This window comes from Bradyrhizobium sp. AZCC 2262 (assembly GCF_036924535.1).
GTDB lineage: Bacteria > Pseudomonadota > Alphaproteobacteria > Rhizobiales > Xanthobacteraceae > Bradyrhizobium.
Genome location: NZ_JAZHRT010000001.1, coordinates 2,395,038 through 2,413,639 on the forward strand (window position 1 = coordinate 2,395,038; position 18,602 = coordinate 2,413,639).

Sequence of the window (18,602 nt, forward strand, 5' to 3'; positions counted from 1 at the left end):
CTCTCATGATGAACCTAGCGGAGTATCGGCGCTCGAATACGCGTCTCGCGGATTTTCTGCCTTGGGCGGCTCTTGTTGATGAGGGGATCATCCTCAACAAGGATGGGTCGTTTCAACGGACAGCAAAGTTCCGGGGGCCTGATCTCGATAGCGCCGTGCCAGCCGAACTTGTCGCTATAGCCGGCCGTCTGAACAATGCGCTGCGTCGTCTCGAGTCCGGTTGGGCGATCTTTGTCGAAGCGCAGCGCCATTCCGCAGGCAGCTATCCACCCAACACATTTCCGGACACGGCGTCCGCCCTGGTCGATGCTGAGCGGAGGGCACAGTTCGAAGAAGCCGGCGCCCATTACGAGTCGAGCTATTTCCTGACGCTTCTCTATCTGCCGCCGGACGAGGGCGCGGCGAAGGCCGAGCGGCTGCTTTACGAAGGTAGCAACCGCACCGTCGACGCTGATGCGCGTGAGGTTCTCCGTGGGTTCGTCGATCGGACCAACCGCGTGCTCCAACTCGTCGAAGGTTTTATGCCGGAGTGCGCCTGGCTCGACGATGAGGAGACCCTGACTTACCTCCACTCGACGGTCTCGACCAAACGGCATCGCGTCAGGGTGCCCGAGATCCCGATGTATCTCGACGCATCGCTCGCCGATCGGCCGCTGACCGGCGGCCTCGAGCCAATGCTCGGTTCTGCGCATCTGCGTGTCCTGACGGTCGTCGGGTTTCCGACAGCGACCACGCCCGGGATTCTCGACGACCTGAACCGGCTTGCGTTCGCCTATCGTTGGTCGACCCGCGCGATCATGCTCGATAAGACGGATGCGACGAAGCTTCTCACCAGGATCAGGCGGCAATGGTTCGCCAAGCGGAAGTCGGTGGCCGCGATCCTGAAGGAGGTGATGACCAACGAGACATCGGCGCTGCTTGATACCGATGCCCACAACAAGGCCATGGATGCCGACGCTGCCTTGCAGGAATTGGGCTCCGACCAGGTTGGAGAGGCCTTCGTCACGGCGACGATCACGGTCTGGGACAGCGATCCAGCCACCGCTGATGAAAAGCTCCGCCTCGTCGAAAAGGTGATCCAAGGCCGCGATTTCACCTGCATGATTGAGACGGTGAATGCGGTCGAGGCCTGGCTCGGCAGCCTGCCAGGACATGTTTACGCCAATGTGCGGCAGCCGCCGATCTCGACCTTGAACCTGGCGCACATGGTCCCGCTGTCCGCGGTATGGGCCGGGGAGACGAGGGACCACCATTTCAAGGCTCCGCCCTTGTTCTTGGCCAGGACGGAGGGATCGACTCCGTTTCGCTTCTCTCTGCACGTCGGTGACGTCGGCCATACATTAGTGGTCGGACCAACCGGCGCCGGCAAATCAGTGCTGCTGGCGCTGATGGCGATCCAATTTCGTCGCTATCCGGACTCCCAGATCTTCGCGTTCGATTTTGGCTGTTCCGTACGTGCCGCCACTATCGCCATGGGTGGCGATTGGCATGACATCGGCGGCGTGCTGTCGGGCGAATCCGCAGAAGTCGTTGAGCTTCAGCCACTTGCGGCGATTGATGATCCGTCTGAACGTGGTTGGGCAGCAGAGTGGATCGCTGCGATCCTCGGCCGCGAGAGGGTCGAAGTGACGCCAGAAGCCAAGGATCATCTCTGGTCGGCGCTGACCTCGCTGGCTTCAGCACCGATCCAAGAGCGGACTCTGACCGGCCTTTGCGTTCTTCTTCAGTCGAATGTATTGAAGCGTGCGCTGCAGCCCTATTGCCTCGGAGGGCCCTATGGCCGGCTCCTTGATGCGGAATTCGAGCGCCTTGGCGAAGGCTCGGTCCAGGTCTTTGAGACCGACGGACTGATTGGTACGGCAGTCGCGCCGGCCGTCCTTTCCTATCTGTTCCACCGCATTGAAGGACGGTTTGATGGCCGACCAACTCTGCTCATCATCGATGAAGGGTGGCTAGCGCTTGATGATCAAGAATTTGCGGGTCAACTGCGTGAGTGGCTGAAAACCCTTCGCAAGAAGAATGCTTCCGTCGTCTTCGCTACCCAATCGCTTGCTGATATCGACGGCTCCGCGATCGCGCCGGCGATCATCGAGAGCTGCCCGACGCGGATTTTGCTGCCCAACGATCGCGCCATCGAGCCGCAGATCATGGGGATCTACCGGCGCTTTGGACTTAACGACCGCCAGATCGAAATCCTCGCCCGCGCGACGCCGAAGCGCGACTACTACTGCCAGTCGCGCCGCGGCAATCGCCTGTTCGAACTCGGTCTTGGCGAGGTCGCGCTCGCCTTCACCGCCGCTTCCTCCAAGGCCGACCAGGCGCTGATCGAGCAGGTCCTTGCCGAAGGTGGCCGCGACAACTTTGTGCCGGGCTGGCTGAAAGCCCGCGACGTCGCCTGGGCGACCGATCTCATCCCGCATCTCGCTGAATTGGAGGCATCCAAATGAACCGCCTCCATCGTCTCGCTACCGCAGGCGTGATTGCGTTTGCTGTGTTTGTCTGTCCCGAGCCCGCCTCCGCGCAGTTGGTCGTGTTCGATCCCAATAACTATGCGCAGAACGTACTGACGGCCGCTCGTGCCTTGCAGCAGATCAACAGCCAGATCGTGTCGCTGCAGAACCAGGCCCAGATGCTGATCAACCAGGCGAAGAATCTGGCCACGCTGCCGTTCTCGTCGTTGTTGCAGTTGGAACAGTCGATCCAGCGTACCCAGCAGTTGCTCGCCCAGGCTCAACGCATCGCCTATGATATCCAACAGATCGATCGTGCGTTCTCCACGACGTACGCGGCGGCATCATCCAGCATTCCACACCAGGCGTTGATCGCAAACGCGCAAACGCGTTGGCAGAACGCAATGGCCGGCCTGCAGGACGCTATGAGGACGCAGGCCACGGTCGTCGGCAATCTCAATACCAACCGCACCCAGATGTCGGCGCTGGTTACCTCGAGCCAGGGGGCGACTGGGGCACTGCAGGCGAGCCAGGCGGGCAATCAGCTTCTGGCCCTGCAGGCCCAGCAACTCGCGGATCTCACTGCAGTCGTCGCCGCCCATGGGCGCGCGCAAAACCTGGAGTCCGCACAGCACGCCGCTGCCCAGGACCAGGGCAGGGAGCAACTGCGCCGCTTCCTGACGCAAGGCGCCGGCTATCAACCCACAACCGTGCAGATGTTTCACTGATGAACGCGAAAAAACTTGAACGGATCCCGACCGTGGCAGCAGTGGTGCTCATCGTCCTCGCAGTTGCCGCTTGCACAATCCGGTTACGTGACGACGAGGGCCAAAACCTGCCGGCTGCGTCGGCTGATCATGCATCCGATGCACTTACGACAAAGCTCGCGGAGTGTCGCTCTGTCACCTACGAGCAGAAAGATGCCCTGTCCGAGTGCCGGAAGGCGTGGGCAGAGAAGCGCCGCCAATTCCTCGGGCAGAAGGCTTCATCTGCATCGTCGGAGAATGGACCTCCTCGAGAGGGCTCCTCGTTGTTCGTGCCGCCGAAGGACGAGAGCCGCCTGTCACCTGGTTATCCTCCGATTCAGCAGTCAGGGAAGGAGTGACCCATGGGCGGCACTGGCATTATCGATCAGTTCCTTGAAGCGTTCACCCGCTACATCGATTCCGGCTTTGGGCTGCTCGGAGGCGACGTCGGATATCTTGCGACGACTCTCGCGGCAATCGATGTGACGCTGGCCGGCCTGTTCTGGGCATGGGGCGCGGACGAGGACATTCTGGCGCGGCTCGTCAGGAAGACGCTCTTTGTCGGTGTCTTCGCGTTTCTGATCGGCAACTGGAACAGCCTGGCCCGCATCATCTTCGAGAGCTTCGCCAGCTTGGGGCTGAAAGCTTCCGGTACCGGTCTTTCCTCGGCCGATTTCCTGAGGCCCGGAAAGATCGCCCAGGTCGGGCTTGATGCTGGACGACCAATCCTCGAGTCGATCTCGGGTCTGATGGGCTATGTCAGCTTCTTCGAGAATTTCGTCCAGATTGCGGTTCTGCTGTTCGCCTGGGTCGTGGTGCTGCTCGCCTTCTTTATTCTGGCCATCCAGCTCTTCATCACCCTAATCGAGTTCAAGCTGACGACGCTGGCAGGCTTTGTGCTGATCCCGTTCGGGCTGTTCGGTAAGACCGCGTTTGCCGCCGAGCGCGTCCTCGGCAACGTGATTTCGTCCGGCGTCAAGGTTCTGGTGCTGGCCGTCATCGTCGGCATAGGCTCGACGCTGTTCTCACAGTTCACGGCGGGCTTTGGTGGCAATCAGCCGACCATCGACAACGCCATGGCGCTTGTGCTTGGGGCGTTATCGCTCCTTGGCCTCGGCATTTTCGGTCCTGGCATTGCGAACGGCATCGTATCGGGTGGACCGCAACTTGGTGCGGGCGCTGCCGTCGGCACCGGCTTGGCCGCTGGTGGCGCCATCGTGGCTGGCGCGGGTCTCGCAGCCGGTGGCGCCGGACTCGCAGGCGGCGCACTCGTCGGCGGTGCTCGTGGTGCGGCAGCGATAGCAGGCGGAGCCGCAAGCGCTTACCGTGCCGGAGGATTGGGTGGCGTCGCGAGTGCAGGGGGCTCGGCGATCGTCAGCCCCTTGCGCCGCATGGCTGGGGGGCTCGGTCGCGGTTCGTCGACGGCGGACGCGCCACCGGCCTGGGCGCGCCGCATGACGCGCGCAGACTGTGAGCCAGGGTGCATCCGCGGCCACCCATGCCGTCCGCAGCGGTGACAGTGCCGGTGGCGGATCCTCCGTTGATCTGTCCGAGGGAGGGCACTGATGTTCAAACGACCATCCGTGCATTACGGTCGCACGCCGGAGCCGGTGACGCCTTACCAGAAGGCGGCTCAAATCTGGGACGAGCGTATTGGCTCGGCCCGCGTCCAGGCCAGAAACTGGCGGTTGATGGCATTCGGATGCTTGTTGCTGTCCGGAGGGCTTGCAGCAAGCCTCGTTTGGCAGTCCACCCACGGGACCATCACGCCGTGGGTGGTGGAAGTCGATCGTCTCGGCCAGGCTCAGGCGGTCGCGCCGGCAAGTCCCTTCTACCAGCCGACCGATCCGCAAATCGCGTTTCACCTCGCGCGCTTCATCGAAGATGTGCGAGGCCTGCCGACCGACGCCATTGTGCTACGGCAGGATTGGCTCCGTGCCTACGACTTCACAACTGATCGCGGAGCTGCGGCGCTGAACGATTACGCGCGAACTAACGATCCCTTTGCCAAGCTCGGCAATACCCAGATCGCCGTCGAGATCTCCAGCGTCATTCGTGCCTCGCCGCAAAGCTTTCGGGTCGCGTGGACCGAACGCCGCTATGACAGCGGCCAACTCGCTGCGACCGAGCGCTGGACCGCGATCCTTTCCGTCGTGATCGAGACCCCGCGCGATGCCGACCGCCTCCGCAAGAATCCGCTCGGCGTCTATGTCAATGCCATCAACTGGTCGAAGGAGCTCGCCTAGTGAGAAGGAATGTACCGAGATACGCCCGCCCAAAATGCAATAGAACGCCTGTACGTTTGGCGTTGCTTTTTGCTCTCGCGCTTTCCGGCTGCACGACCTTCAAACCGCCACAGATCAGCTATGATGACGATGTGCCGCCGCCTCCCGATCTACCGATGCCCGCTGATGACCATGCGCGTCCATTGCATGTCCCGCCGTCCTGGACACCGGCGCGCGGCGGCAACAAGGGCGATGAGGAAGCCAAAGAGCCGGCGGAGCGGATCACAACGGCCAACGATGCCGCCCGCGTCCAGCCGCGGCGGGCAGGGTATTTCAACGCTGTCCAAATCTTTCCGTATAGTCCCGGCGCACTCTACCAGATCTACGCCTCACCGGGGCAGATCACGGACATCGCGCTCGAGCCGGGCGAGCAGCTAACAGGTTCGGGGCCGCTCGCCGCCGGCGATACCGTGCGCTGGATCGTCGGCGACACCGAGAGCGGCAACGGCGATACCAGGCGCGTCCACATTATGGTCAAGCCGACAAGGCCCGCCATCGAGACGAACCTTGTCATCAACACCGATCGGCGAACCTACCTCATCGAGCTGCGCTCCCGTGAAAAGCCATACATGCCATCAGTTACCTGGTTCTTTCCGGAAAACCGATCCAGCCACTCCCGGGCTTTGCCACCAACTCCGATCATTCCGGAAGTGGAGCAGCGCCGCTACCGTTACATCATCGAGGGCGACAGCCCGCCGTGGCGTCCGGTCAATGCCTACGATGATGGCCGCAAGGTCTATATCGAGTTCTCGAATGGGATCGGACAAGGCGAAATGCCGCCGCTGTTCGCCATCGGGCAGGATGGCAAGCCCGAACTCGTCAACTATCGCGCCTACAAGAACGTACTGATCGTCGACCGTCTGTTCGCCGCGGCTGAGCTGCGCCTTGGCGGAGAGAAGCAGCAGAAGGTGCGAGTTGTCAGACACGACGGAGGGCGGTCGTGACGGGAAGTCAGCCAACCGGGACTCGTGATCCCGTATCGGGATCAGCGCCATCGTCCAATGATCTCGGGCAGACTCTGCGTCTGCGTGCAGAACGCCCAAGGATCACAAGGCTCTCCCGCAAGGTCCTTGCGGGTGGCAGCGCATTGGCTTTGCTGCTCATCTCTGGCGCGGTGCTGTGGGCGCTGAGGAGCAACCGCCCACACACTCCGGCGCCGGACGAGCTTTACAGCACCGATCATCACAACGTTGCAGATGGCCTGACAGCGTTGCCGCAGGACTATACTGGAATTCCCCGCGACGTCCCTCGGCTTGGAGCGCCATTGCCGGGCGACTTGGGGCGTCCAATCGTTACGGCGGAAGGCCAGTCAGCGCCGATCGGTCTTGACGCCGAGCAGCAGCGTGCCAATCAGGAAACCGAAGCGGCCCGGACCAGCAAGGTATTTGCGGCGACGACTGCGCCCGTTGTGCCACCGCATGCCGCATCCCAGGAAACGACCACCAAGACTGCGGCATCCTCTGATGAAACCTTCACTCAAAACGGGCAGGACAGCAAACTCCTCTTCGTCAATGCCCCGGTTGATCGGCGGACTACAACGCCCGACCGACTCTCACGTCCAGCATCACCGTTTGTTGTGCAAGCAGGGACGATTATTCCGGCGGCTCTGATTACTGGAATCCGTTCGGATCTACCCGGCCAAATCACCGCGCAAGTTACAGAAGCGATTTACGATACCCCGACTGGACGTGCCAAGCTCATCCCTCAGGGAGCGCGTTTAATCGGGGTCTACGATAGTCAGGTCGCGTTCGGTCAATCGCGGGTATTGTTAGTGTGGACCCGGCTGATCATGCCGAACGGTCGCTCGATCATTTTGGAGCGGCAGCAGGGCGCAGACGCCGGGGGCTACTCCGGTCTTGAGGACGAGGTCGACAACCACTGGGGCGAGCTGTTCAAGGCGGCGCTGCTATCGACAATCCTCGGCGTTGGGGCAGAGCTCGGGTCCGGTGTGGATACCGGAAACAATACGGCCATTCTTCAGGCGCTACGGGTCGGCGCTGCGAATTCGCTGAACCAAACCGGGCAGCAGCTGGTTCGACGCAATCTCAATATTCAACCGACATTGACCATCCGGCCAGGCTTTCCCGTGCGTGTGCTAGTCAGTCGGGATCTGGTGCTCGAACCCTACAGAGGATGAGAATGCCCAAGCTAAAAATTGGTTCGATCGAAGATGACAAGCCCGTCAGCTTGACCGTAAAGCTCCCAGCAATGGTCTATCGCGATTTGACGGCCTATGCAGAAATCTTGAAACGGGAAGGCCGACAATCGACTGCAGACCCAGCGATGCTTGTCGGGCCGATGCTGGCACGATTCATGGCAACGGATCGCGCGTTCAGGAAGCTGCGTCGCGGAATTCAACAAAAAGGTTCACCAAGCGCCGCAGCAAAATCCGAGTGAGACAGCTTGACTTCCATCCGCGATGCCCGGATTCGTGCCACCCCAGTTCGCTTCCCTGAGGTCGAAGCCACCCGCGGGCGACAATTGGCTCCACGAAATCAAGTACGACGGCTATCGCCTGCAGGTCCACCTCGACAAGGGTAGGGTGACGATCCGCACGCGGACGGGGCTCGACTGGACGAAACGCTTCTCCGCGATCGCGGCGACGTTCGACATCCCGGTCGATCGGGCGATCTTCGACGGCGAAGTCGCCTTCAAACATCGCGACCTGGGATTTAGTAGCCGCCGGGCCGCTTCGCGAGTTGCGCCTAGGTTAAGCCGGCCGCCTTTCGTCGGTCTCGAATGAGTGTCCGAAGCGCTTCATGCTTGGCCGACCGAATTGTCTTGGGCACCTCCCACTCCGCTTGTGACGGGTCGGCGATCGTTCCGTGAAGCCAACATTGCCAGCTTTCAATCTACAGTTCCCTCGATGCAAGAACGCTGATCACGGCGTCCTGTCAGGGCGGAACAGTGGCGGTGAGTAACAACGATTATTGAAGCAAAACACCCTAAATCATGTCACTTCCAAAACAGACAGGATTCGCGTTTTCGTGTTAATCGGCTGCGCTAAGGCGCTTAGGAGTGGCTCTCTACCTCACGCAAGTGGCGACGCTTTTTGCCAAAGGTCAAAACAGAAAACCCTAGCGGCCGGACTTGCGTCTCGACAGAGACGATCTGAAAGATTCCAATTGCAGGAGATGCAGATGTCGCGGACAGTCGCCGGCACTTTAGTCGACGCGCTCGAAAAGGTTGGTGTCAGGCAGATATTCGGGTTGATTGGCGATTCGCTTAATCCGATCGCCGATGCGGTTCGCCACAGCAACATTGAATGGATCGGCGTCCGCCATGAGGAGGGAGCCGCGCTCGCGGCTGCGGGCCAAGCAAAGCTCACAGGTCGGCTCGGCGTTTGTTGCGGAACAACCGGACCTGGCAGCACCCATCTCGTCGCCGGCCTCTACGAAGCAAATCGCGACCACGCACCGGTTCTTGCGCTGTCCGGAGAGATGCCGCGCAAGAAGCAGGGAACCGACTATTTTCAGGCGACAGATTCAAACCTGCTATTCCGTGATGTCTCGCTCTATACCGAAACCATTTCCTCAGCTGCACAGGCGCCGGCCGTCATCCATCAGGCCATCGCCGCCGCCTATGGTAGCCGTAGCGTGGCACATTTGACGCTGCCACAGGATGTGATTAGCGGGACGCCCGACAGCAGCGTTACGAGCGCTGCCACGCTCAAGCCGCGACCCGAAATATCCGCTGGCGAAGCAGACGTTGCCGAGATGGCCCGCCGCATCGACGAAGCTGACCGCATCGTCATCATGTGCGGTGCTGGATGTCATGGCGCAGCCGAAGAATTGCGTGCGCTTTCCGACCGCCTCAAGGCGCCGCTGATCCATTCCTTCAGGGGCAAGGACATCATGCCTTACAACGACCCGCGCTGGATGGGTGGCATCGGTATGATCGGGACGAAGCCGGTCTATCAAGCCGCTATGCATTGCGATTTGCTTTTGATGCTCGGCACGGACTATCCGTATTCCGAATTCTTGCCCCGCAAGGGCGCCGTCATCCAGGTCGACGATCGGGCGCGCGTGCTTGGCCGCCGCACCCCGACTGCGCTCGGCGTCAACGGGTCTGTGCGACCGACGATCAGATCGCTGCTCGGTCGGGTGAAGCCGAAGAGCGACAGCGAATTCTTCGATTTCATCACGGTCCGGCGCCAGGCCTGGGACGAGATGCTAGACAAACAGTCCGATCTCGCGCGCAGCAAGAATCTTATTCACCCGCAGGCTGTCGCGCGTTCGGTGAGTGACCTCGCCGCGCGCGATGCCGTGTTCGTCATCGACACCGGGCTCAATACGCTGTGGTCGGGCAACTGGATCCGCCAGGCCGGCGAACAGCGGATCATCGGCTCGTTCAACAATGGCGCCGTTGGTACCGCGCTTGGTCAGGCTAACGGCATTCAGGCGCTCGACCGTTCGCGCCAAGTCATCGCACTCTGCGGCGACGGCGGTTTCAACATGCTGATGTGCGAATTCCTCACTGCCGTGCATCACAAGCTGCCGGTGAAGTGCGTTGTCTATAACAATTCGGCTTTCGGACTGATCGCACTTGAGGCCGAAGCGATCGGCGTGCCGGCCTGGAAACAGGGTATCGACTTCCCCAATCCGGACTATGTGGCGCTAGCGCGCGCCTGCGGCGGGGTGGGCTTCAAGGCCGAAAGACCCGCCGAGTTGCGCGACGTCATTGACACAGCGCTCAAGGCCGATGGTCCGGCCATTGTCGACTGCGTTGTTGCGGCTAACGAATTGCCTAATTTCCCGCATGTCGAGCTGGAACAGGCCGGCAATTACGCCAAAGCAAAGATCAAGGAAACAATACTTGCAGTTACCGGCGGGTGAGCGAGCACGGCAATAGCCGTATCAAACGACCCATCGCCAGGTATCTGGCAAGAGGCGTCGGCCGCCGGCGAGACTCATCTGACGGTTCATCTCGCGCTTTTCGCCAACAGCACGGCCGGCCCAAACCGGCCGGGCGAACGAGCTAACAGACATAGAGTAGCATAGTGACTCATGAGGTTGAACTCAAAGAGCTAGTGCGGCCAAGTGATCGGTTGAGGTTGACATTTCGAACCTCAATCACCCTTGCGGTGATGGCGTTTATCATTGCTTTAGCCGTGCTGCTCATTGCTATTCAGGTTCGGGCTCTTCACTGGGCAACGAAGGAAGCTGCATCCGCCTATATGGACGCAACGAGCACGAACGCATCGGGACGTCTTCAGTCGGAGATAACCGCCATAGGATCGTTAGTGCGTGTGCTGGCGACCAGTTCCAGCGTGGCCGAATCAAATGAGAGTACCGAGACCGGCCCGGCGATCGCACTATTCAAAGCGGCACTGCAGGAACAGCCCCAAATTGACAGTATCTGTGTCGGCTTTGAAAATGGCGCTTGGTTACAGGTCCGGCGCACTAGCGACCTGAACGAGGAGCAGCGTGAGAGGTTACGCGCGACACCTCACGCCGATATTGCCATAAATTCGATCCGCCCCGGCCCCGGTGGCGAACTGCCCATGCGGCGCACTTTTGAAGATCGGCAGGGCAACGATGTCGGACGACTGGATCTATGGAAATACGGATACGACGCCCGCAAGCGGCCCTGGTATCACGACACGATGAAAGCCGACCAGTCGCTTGTTTCCCAGCCCTATCTGTCGTCTCACATCGGCGCACCGGTGATCACGGTTAGCGCACCCCTGCGGGGGAAGGTGCCCGGCGTCGTTGCCGTCGATCTCAAGCTCGATACTTTTAGCGATTTCGTCCAAACACAACGGCCCGGAAAGCACGGCATCGTCTTGATCTTCGACTCCACCGGTTCGCTCATCGCGCATCCCGGGTTTTCACAACTCGTTACCAGCGCGATGACACATCCATCCCAACCGCGATTGCCCAACATCAAGGAGATCAACTCGGGGGTCGCAGCGGCCGTGTTGCGGAGGGCGCATGGCCGGGAACCTTACGATGGAACTATTCGTGACGACCGGGGCAATGGCTACCTGTTCAAATTAGCGAAATTCCCTCTGGGCGAGCGGTACAGCGCCAGCATACTGTTGTTGGGAGCCCAAGGAGACTTTGCCCAGGATGTTCGGAGGCTCCAGTTCACAGGACTAATACTTGCAACGATTGTTGGCGCTGCCTTTATTCCCGCCGTTTGGATATTTGGCAGCCGAATGTCTTTTTCCCTGAAAGCCTTAACGGCTGAGGCCGTCAAGCTCCAAAATCTGGCTGAGCCTGCACCCAAGCCGGTCGTATCACGCATCAGAGAAATTCACGAGCTCGGCAGTGCGATCAGCCTCGCACAGCGCGCCATATGGTCGTTCGCTCACTTTGTTCCTAAAAAGCTCGTCCAGCGGCTCATAGATAGTTCCATGGCTACAGAGCTCGGCGGAGTTCGAGAGGAGATTACAGTCCTTTTCACTGATGTTCGGGATTTTACCGCCATCGCCGAGTCCGCCGACCCCGACACTCTTATGCTCCAGATGTCTCGCTATTTCTCGGTGCTTACAGAGTCTTTCCTCGCCGAAGGCGGAACAATCGACAAATTCATTGGTGACGCGGTTATGGTGTTCTGGAACGCGCCCAATCAACAGCCCGACCATGTTGAGCGAGCCTGCCGGTCGGTTCTTGCGGCCAGAGTGGCTTGCGAAAAGCTCAACTGCCAGTTCGAAGCTGAGGGTCTGAAGCCGTTCTTCACACGGTTTGGCATTCATGTTGGGGATGCGGTGGTTGGCAACCTCGGCTCGATGGAGCGCATGAATTACACAGCCCTTGGCAATACGGTGAATCTCGCGGCGCGCCTCGAAGGTCTGAACAAGCAGTTTGGGACCGTTATTCTCGTGAGCGAAGTGGTCTATCTGCGGGCTAAACATCGCTTCCAATTCAAGGCTTTCGAGTCGGTCATTGCCAAGGGGATGACAAAGGCAACCCGTGTTTTCGAGCTCGTCGGAGCATCAACATGAATTCAGCTTCGCTTTCACGAGGTACCATGCTGGTGATGCTCGTTTTGCAACTCTCGCTCGTCGGCATTCGAGCGGCTCGCGCAGGCGAAGAGACGATCAAAATCGGTATTCTTCATTCTCTGTCCGGCACGATGGCAATCAGCGAAGCGGTCCTTAAGGACACGGTCCTCATGTTGATAGAAGACCAAAACAAAAAGGGTGGGCTGCTCGGACGGAAATTGGAACCGGCAATCGTTGATCCCGCGTCTGATCCGGACATGTTTGCGAAAGAAGCCAGAGAATTATTTTCGAAGGAAAAGGTTGCGGTTGTGTTCGGGTGCTGGACTTCCGCATCCCGCAAAGCCGTTCTGCCGATCTTCGAGCAGCTGAACGGCTTACTGTTCTACCCAGTACAATACGAAGGAGAAGAAAGCTCGCGCAACATTTTTTACACGGGGGCTGCACCAAATCAGCAGGCCATTCCGGCTGTTCGATATCTAATGAGCAAGGAGGGAGGCGAAGTCCGCAGATGGGTTCTGCTCGGCACTGACTACGTCTATCCGCGCACGACCAACCGAATCCTGAGCGCGTATCTTGCCGAAAAGGGCGTATCGCCAGACGACATCATGACCATTTATACCCCGTTTGGCTATTCCGAATGGCGAGGGATCGTCGATAGGATCAAAGCCTTTGGTTCGGAGGGAAAAAAGACCGCAGTGATATCAACCATTAACGGAGATGCTAATACGTACTTCTATATGGAGCTCGCAGCCCAACATGTGGACGCCAACGAGATTCCAGTCATGGCTTTCTCTGTCGGCGAGCGCGAATTGCACAGTGTAGGCGTTGTCCCCGTCGGGCACTTAGCGGCCTGGAACTACTTCCACACGGTCAACTCACCAGAAAACAAAGTGTTCATGAAAATGTGGGCTGACTTCAACGAGCAAGGAGACAAAATCACAAATGACCCGATGGAAGCCACCTTTATTGGCTTCAGAATGTGGGCGCAAGCCGTTGTCCAAGCGGGCACCACCGATGTGGATGCGGTCCGGCAGGCGATGTACGGTCAGAGAATCAAGGCGCCGAGCGGCTTCGAGGTTGTGATGAACACTAATCATCATCTTTCCAAGCCAGTCATGATCGGCAAAATAAATTCTTCCGGGACTTTTGACGTCATTTGGCAGTCAATCAATCCGGTCCGAGCCGAACCTTGGGAAAGGTATCTTCCCGACAGCGCAAAGCGTACGGCCGACTGGACGTTTCCTTGGGTCTGCGGGGGATGCATTGAACCAACATTCCATGATTGGTGACGGTCTCATTGTTTTGGTGATCGGGCCTTTTACCCGGGATCGAGAGCATGCGCTGTATCGTTTGTGGCGGTCACTGTGCGGACTATGGAAGAGAGATGAAAGGTGGCGGCAACGTCCACATTGTTGAGATCGCGATCAATCAGAGGGCCGTAAAAGCGCTCAGCATTGAGGTTCCGGCGACTTTGCTCGCGCTCGCTGACGAGGTGATCGAATAGTTTGCTCAAGCCGCCTTCTGGCCCCAAGCGGCAGGTGGCGAACGACCCATTCCGCCGCTTTCAGGAAATAAAGGTCTGCGGGGCGAACAAGTCGGGGAAACGGGAATAAGGAGGAACGACACCATGAATCAGTTGAACCGGCTCATTCTTCGTGTTTCGAAGACCACCCCGTTCCGGAGCGGCCTTGACCGTCATTTAATTCGCGCTGCGATGGTTTTTACGTTCTTCGCCTTCAGCATCCAAAAGTGGAGCCAGTACACCGCCGAGATGCTAGTCCCCTTAATCAGCCATAGCCCCGTTGTCTTTTGGCTGCTCCCTGCCTTCGGCGTTCGCGGCGCAGGGTTCTTCCTCGGGACGACCGAAACGATCTTCGGCTCTCTCATTTTCCTTGGCTATTGGAGCCCGAGGCTTGGCATCCTGGGCGCGCTTGGGTCGATCGTAACCTTCATCGGCACCACGAGCATTATTCCTTTCCTGCCCGATGGCTGGGCCCATGAGGCGGGCGGATTTCCGATCATGACCTTGCCACTCGGCTTCTTGATGAAGGACGTTCTGTTCCTCGTTGTTTCATTCTACCTGCTCGAACAGGATCTGACACGTGCGGCGCTGGAGATAACACGCAGTTGAGTTTTGGCGAGGAATTTTGGACGCGCTACCCATGCCTTTGAGGAAACCGCGGAATGCGCCGTTCGCGCAGCGTCACTAGGTAGCCAAACAGGGCTTACGCGATAGTGGGTTTCTGGATGTAGCGAACCTTCGCTACCCTGGGCACCAGGCTACGCTTTCCACACTGGATTGCGATTTTGTACGAGTTTTCAACTCGTGGGTCGTGCCCCGAATGCAGCAAGTCTGAAAAACCTGGAGCAATTGTCGAAGCGCCGCACGCAGACGATCCTGCTATTTTCTACCCGCCAGTCGGCCGGCGACTGAGTGACCGCCAAAAAACGGGATTGGCGACTCCTCCGCACGCAAGCGCGTCGTTTCGCTTGTGAGTACGATGTCTATCGCTGCGCCATCGGACATGAACTAGGACGTGGCTGCCGTGTCTCGGCCAGTCGCGTGAGGAGAACTTATGGGTGTCGTCCGTTTGGCGATAGGATTTCCGCATGCGTTTTATGTGCCCGCCGCCCCGATCCTATTTTTGGACATGACTGCAGACATCAAGATTTCCGCTGAGATCCCGCGCCCGCGGGACCTCACGATGAAGGGCGTTCAGTTCTCAAAGATCGTTTTCTTCCGTTTCGCCGCGAAACTGGACAGGCGTTTCCACACTGGAGCGCGCTGCTCTCGAAGGGACGGAGACACCCGCTCTCATCTCCGACACACATGCGGCGTAGGAAATCTACCGGGACATCGCCGCCCACTTCACGGAAAAGCAAATGGTCGATCTCACGATCGCGATCGCCCTGATGAACGCCTTCAACCACATCGCCATCGGATTCGGATGCGATCCCGCCTCCTCATGACATGCGATCCTTACGTAGCAAACAGGAGATGAGTCATGACTGCGACGAGAAAAGAATCCGACAGCCTCGGCGTCGTGGAAGTGCAAGCAGACAAGCTCTGGGGCGCGCAAACGCAGCGGTCAATTGAGCATTTCAGCATCGGACAGGATCTGATTCCTCGCGAGATGATCACGGCCTACGCGACGCTGAAGAAAGCCGCCGCAATCGCCAACAACGCCGGCAAGCGGCTCGACGATCAGCGATACAAGCTGATCGTGCAGACCTGTGATGAAATCCTGGCAGGCCGGCACCACGACATGTTCCCGCTGCACGTCTGGATGACCGGCAGCGGCACGCAGTTCAACATGAACGCCAATGAAGTCATCTCCAATCGCTGCGCCCAGCTCGCCGGCACGGCGCTTGGCAGCCACACCCCGGTTCATCCCAACGACCACGTCAACATGGCGCAGTCGTCGAATGACACGTTTCCCTCGGCCATGAACATCGCGGCTGCCGTGAACGTCAAGCAACGGCTGATTCCGGCGGTGACCGCACTGCGCGATGCCGTCGCCGCCAAATCGAAGGAATGGGACGCCATCGTAAAGATCGGCCGCACCCACATGCAGGACGCCACGCCCTTGACATTGGGGCAGGAGTGGTCCGGCTATGTCGGGATGCTGTCGGACGATCTGGAGCGGATCGAGGACGCGCTGAAGGGCGCCTACCGGCTGGCGCTTGGCGGCACGGCGGTGGGCACCGGCATCAACTCGGCGCCCGGCTTTGCGGAGGCGGCTGCCGCCGAGATCGCCAAGCTGACCGGTCTGTCGTTCGTCACCGCACCGAACAAGTTCACGGTTCAGGGCGCCCACGACGCGCTAGTGCAGCTGTCTGGAACGCTGCGGACGCTCGCGGTGTCGCTCTACAAGATTGCCAACGACATCCGTCTGATGTCGTGCGGACCGCGTGCTGGATTTGCCGAACTGTTGATACCGGAGAACGAGCCGGGCTCCTCGATCATGCCGGGCAAGGTCAATCCGACCCAGTGCGAGGCCCTCACCATGGTTGCGGTGCAGGTGATGGCCAACGACGTCGCGGTCGGTTTTGGCGGTGCCGGCGGCTACCTGGAAATGAATGTCTACAAGCCGCTGATGATCCAGAACATCACGCACTCGGTCACTATCATGACCGACGGCTGCACGAACTTCCGGAAATTCCTTGTCGAGGGCACAAAACCGAACCTGAAGAAGATCAACGAGTTCGTGGAGCGCTCGTTGATGCTAGTGACGGCTCTTTCGCCCGTCATCGGCTACGACAAGGCGTCGAAGATCGCGCACTACGCGACAGACAACGATCTCACTCTGAAGGCCGCCGCCTTGAAGCTGGGCTTTGTCAGCGAGGCGGAATTCGATCGTGTGGTTGATCCCAGGAAGATGGTGAAACCTTACGTGGCGGCCGCACCTACCGAGGCCGACGCAACCTGAAACTTATCACAAGCTGAGCCAAACAGGGGAACGACATGACCATCAGTAAGCAAGGAATGGAACTGCTTCTGGATCCTTCACTCAATAGGTCAACGGCATTCACGGAGGCGGAAAAGCAGTCGCTTGGAATCGTGGGCCTCGTGCCGGACGCTATCGAGACGATGGACGTGCAACTGAGCCGGGTGATGATGCAGCTCGGTCATAAGACCGCAGACCTCGACCGCTACATCTATCTCGTCAATCTGCTCGACCATAACGAGACGCTGTTCTATCGCACCATCATGTCTGATCCGGCACGCTTTCTGCCAATCGTTTACGATCCTACGATCGGAGAGGCCTGCTTGAAATTTGGCCATATCTATCGCCAGACACGTGGCATGTACCTATCGATGACGCGCCGGGGCGACGTGAAAGGAGTTTTGAGAAACTGGCCACAGAAGGACGTCCGAGTCATTTGCGTCACCAACGGTGGTCGCATTTTGGGTCTCGGGGATCTCGGGGCCAATGGCGCAGGCATCCCAATCGGCAAGCTGCAGCTCTACACCGCCTGCGCCGGAGTACCTCCGCAATATCTCCTGCCTATGTATCTTGATGCCGGCACCAACAACGAAAAGTATTTGCACGATCCTCTCTATTTGGGCATGCAAAAGACACGGCCGCCGAGGGAGGAGCTCTATTCCTTTGTCGACGAGTTCGTCGAGGCCGTGCAGGAGGTGTTCCCGAGATGCTGCATCCATTTCGAGGATTGGACCGGGGTGGACGCCGTCCACCTGCTTCAGCGCTACCGCGACAAGTACTGTGTCTACAATGACGACGTACAGGGCACGGCGGGGATCACTCTTGCCGGCATGATCAACGCGGCGAAGATCAAGGGAACGAACCTTAAGGACGAGAAATACCTGTTTCTTGGTGCCGGCTCGGCCGGCATCGGTCTTGCCAATCTCCTGTGTTCCGCGCTGGTTGCGCAGGGGATGACGCTGAAAGACGCGCAGTCGCGTGTCTACATGTTCGACGTCAATGGTCTGCTTGAGTCGACGCGCACCGATCTCGTCGACTTTCAGAAGCCGTACGCGCACAAGCATGCGGCGACGCGGGACTTTGTCACTGCGATCGAAAGCATCAAGCCGACGACGATCATCGGTGTCAGCACGGTCGGAGGCGCATTCACGCAGGCAGTGATTGAGGCCATGTCGCACATCAACGATCGTCCCGTCGTGCTCGCACTATCAAACCCGACCGAGAAAGCCGAGTGCACGCCTGAGCAGGCATATACCTGGTCGAAAGGCAAGGCGATCTATGCCGCCGGCGTGCAGTTTCCGCCGGTTCAACTAAACGGGCAAACATTCCTACCGGGGCAGGCCAACAACTTTTACATCTTCCCAGCCGTCGGAATGGCGATCTTTGCCACCCAAGCGTTGCGCGTCACTGATGAAATGTTCATCGAGGCGGCGGCCGGCGTGGCGGATCAGGTCGCGCCTGAGTTGCTGAAGCAAGGGCTCCTCTATCCGTTGCAGGCGAATATCCTGGAAACGGAGATTCAGACCGCAGCACGTGTAGCCAAGCTGGTGTTCGACTCCGATCTTGCTCGTGTCCCGCGGCCTGCCGATATGGTCATGTTCATTCGTAGCCAGGTCTACAAGCCGGAATACACCGACCTTGCGACAGCGAAAGCGGCGCAAGCGGCGTAAGTAAATCCGCTGCGCGACGAGACTCTCGCCGCGCGGCGAGGACCTCACCTGTGG

Annotated in this window: 15 protein-coding genes and 1 pseudogene; 15 read left to right on the forward strand and 1 reads right to left on the reverse strand. The window is 59.2% G+C overall.

Annotated features, from left to right (window positions below; genetic code table 11):
* Nucleotides 1-5 precede the first annotated feature (5 nt).
* The 12 genes and pseudogenes from trbE to urtA all read left to right on the forward strand — a co-directional run bounded on the left by trbE (nt 6) and on the right by urtA (nt 13,719).
* Complete coding sequence (gene trbE, locus V1283_RS11205) at nt 6-2,447, forward strand: conjugal transfer protein TrbE (RefSeq protein WP_334386540.1); 2,442 nt, start codon at nt 6-8, stop codon at nt 2,445-2,447.
* A complete protein-coding gene (gene trbJ / locus V1283_RS11210; RefSeq protein ID WP_334386542.1) occupies nt 2,444-3,178 on the forward strand; it encodes a P-type conjugative transfer protein TrbJ in 735 nt (244 codons plus the stop codon). Before trbE ends, trbJ begins: the two co-directional genes overlap by 4 nt.
* Nucleotides 3,178-3,555, forward strand: coding sequence for a putative entry exclusion protein TrbK-alt (gene trbK-alt, locus V1283_RS11215; protein WP_334386544.1), 378 nt, complete (start codon nt 3,178-3,180; stop codon nt 3,553-3,555). Before trbJ ends, trbK-alt begins: the two co-directional genes overlap by 1 nt.
* Before the next feature lie 3 nt (nt 3,556-3,558).
* Nucleotides 3,559-4,762 (forward strand): annotated as a pseudogene (trbL, locus tag V1283_RS11220) (P-type conjugative transfer protein TrbL).
* Nucleotides 4,762-5,442 carry a conjugal transfer protein TrbF gene (gene trbF / locus V1283_RS11225; RefSeq protein ID WP_334386545.1) on the forward strand — a complete coding sequence of 227 codons (681 nt, stop codon included), beginning with the start codon at nt 4,762-4,764 and terminating at the stop codon, nt 5,440-5,442. Before trbL ends, trbF begins: the two are co-directional and overlap by 1 nt.
* Before the next feature lie 56 nt (nt 5,443-5,498).
* Entirely contained in the window at nt 5,499-6,425 is a 927-nt protein-coding gene (gene trbG / locus V1283_RS11230) for a P-type conjugative transfer protein TrbG (protein WP_334386546.1), read from the forward strand.
* Nucleotides 6,422-7,618, forward strand: coding sequence for a TrbI/VirB10 family protein (locus V1283_RS11235; RefSeq protein WP_334386547.1), 1,197 nt, complete (start codon nt 6,422-6,424; stop codon nt 7,616-7,618). The genes trbG and V1283_RS11235 overlap by 4 nt, the downstream gene beginning before the upstream one ends.
* Nucleotides 7,619-7,620: 2 nt before the next feature.
* A complete protein-coding gene (locus V1283_RS11240; protein WP_334386549.1) occupies nt 7,621-7,878 on the forward strand; it encodes a DUF2274 domain-containing protein in 258 nt (85 codons plus the stop codon).
* A gap of 34 nt (nt 7,879-7,912) precedes the next feature.
* Complete coding sequence (locus V1283_RS11245; protein ID WP_334386550.1) at nt 7,913-8,224, forward strand: ATP-dependent DNA ligase; 312 nt, start codon at nt 7,913-7,915, stop codon at nt 8,222-8,224.
* 187 nt (nt 8,225-8,411) lie between these two features.
* Nucleotides 8,412-10,316: a thiamine pyrophosphate-binding protein gene (locus V1283_RS11250; RefSeq protein WP_334386551.1), complete on the forward strand. Its 1,905-nt coding sequence runs from the start codon at nt 8,412-8,414 to the stop codon at nt 10,314-10,316.
* Nucleotides 10,317-10,534: 218 nt separating this feature from the next.
* Nucleotides 10,535-12,430, forward strand: coding sequence for an adenylate/guanylate cyclase domain-containing protein (locus V1283_RS11255; protein WP_334386552.1), 1,896 nt, complete (start codon nt 10,535-10,537; stop codon nt 12,428-12,430).
* On the forward strand, nt 12,427-13,719 hold the full coding sequence (gene urtA, locus V1283_RS11260) for an urea ABC transporter substrate-binding protein (protein ID WP_442895726.1): 1,293 nt from the start codon (nt 12,427-12,429) through the stop codon (nt 13,717-13,719). Before V1283_RS11255 ends, urtA begins: the two co-directional genes overlap by 4 nt.
* A gap of 29 nt (nt 13,720-13,748) precedes the next feature.
* Here the strand turns inward: urtA and V1283_RS11265 are convergent, their stop codons facing one another.
* Entirely contained in the window at nt 13,749-13,943 is a 195-nt protein-coding gene (locus V1283_RS11265; protein WP_334386553.1) for a hypothetical protein, read from the reverse strand.
* A 114-nt stretch (nt 13,944-14,057) separates the two neighbouring features.
* Here V1283_RS11265 and V1283_RS11270 point away from each other — a divergent pair, with 114 nt between their 5' ends.
* The 3 genes from V1283_RS11270 to V1283_RS11280 all read left to right on the forward strand — a co-directional run bounded on the left by V1283_RS11270 (nt 14,058) and on the right by V1283_RS11280 (nt 18,548).
* Complete coding sequence (locus V1283_RS11270; protein ID WP_334386555.1) at nt 14,058-14,561, forward strand: DUF417 family protein; 504 nt, start codon at nt 14,058-14,060, stop codon at nt 14,559-14,561.
* 874 nt (nt 14,562-15,435) lie between these two features.
* A complete protein-coding gene (gene fumC, locus V1283_RS11275; protein ID WP_334386557.1) occupies nt 15,436-16,860 on the forward strand; it encodes a class II fumarate hydratase in 1,425 nt (474 codons plus the stop codon).
* A gap of 35 nt (nt 16,861-16,895) precedes the next feature.
* Entirely contained in the window at nt 16,896-18,548 is a 1,653-nt protein-coding gene (locus tag V1283_RS11280; RefSeq protein WP_334386558.1) for an NAD-dependent malic enzyme, read from the forward strand.
* The last annotated feature ends 54 nt before the right edge of the window (nt 18,549-18,602 follow it).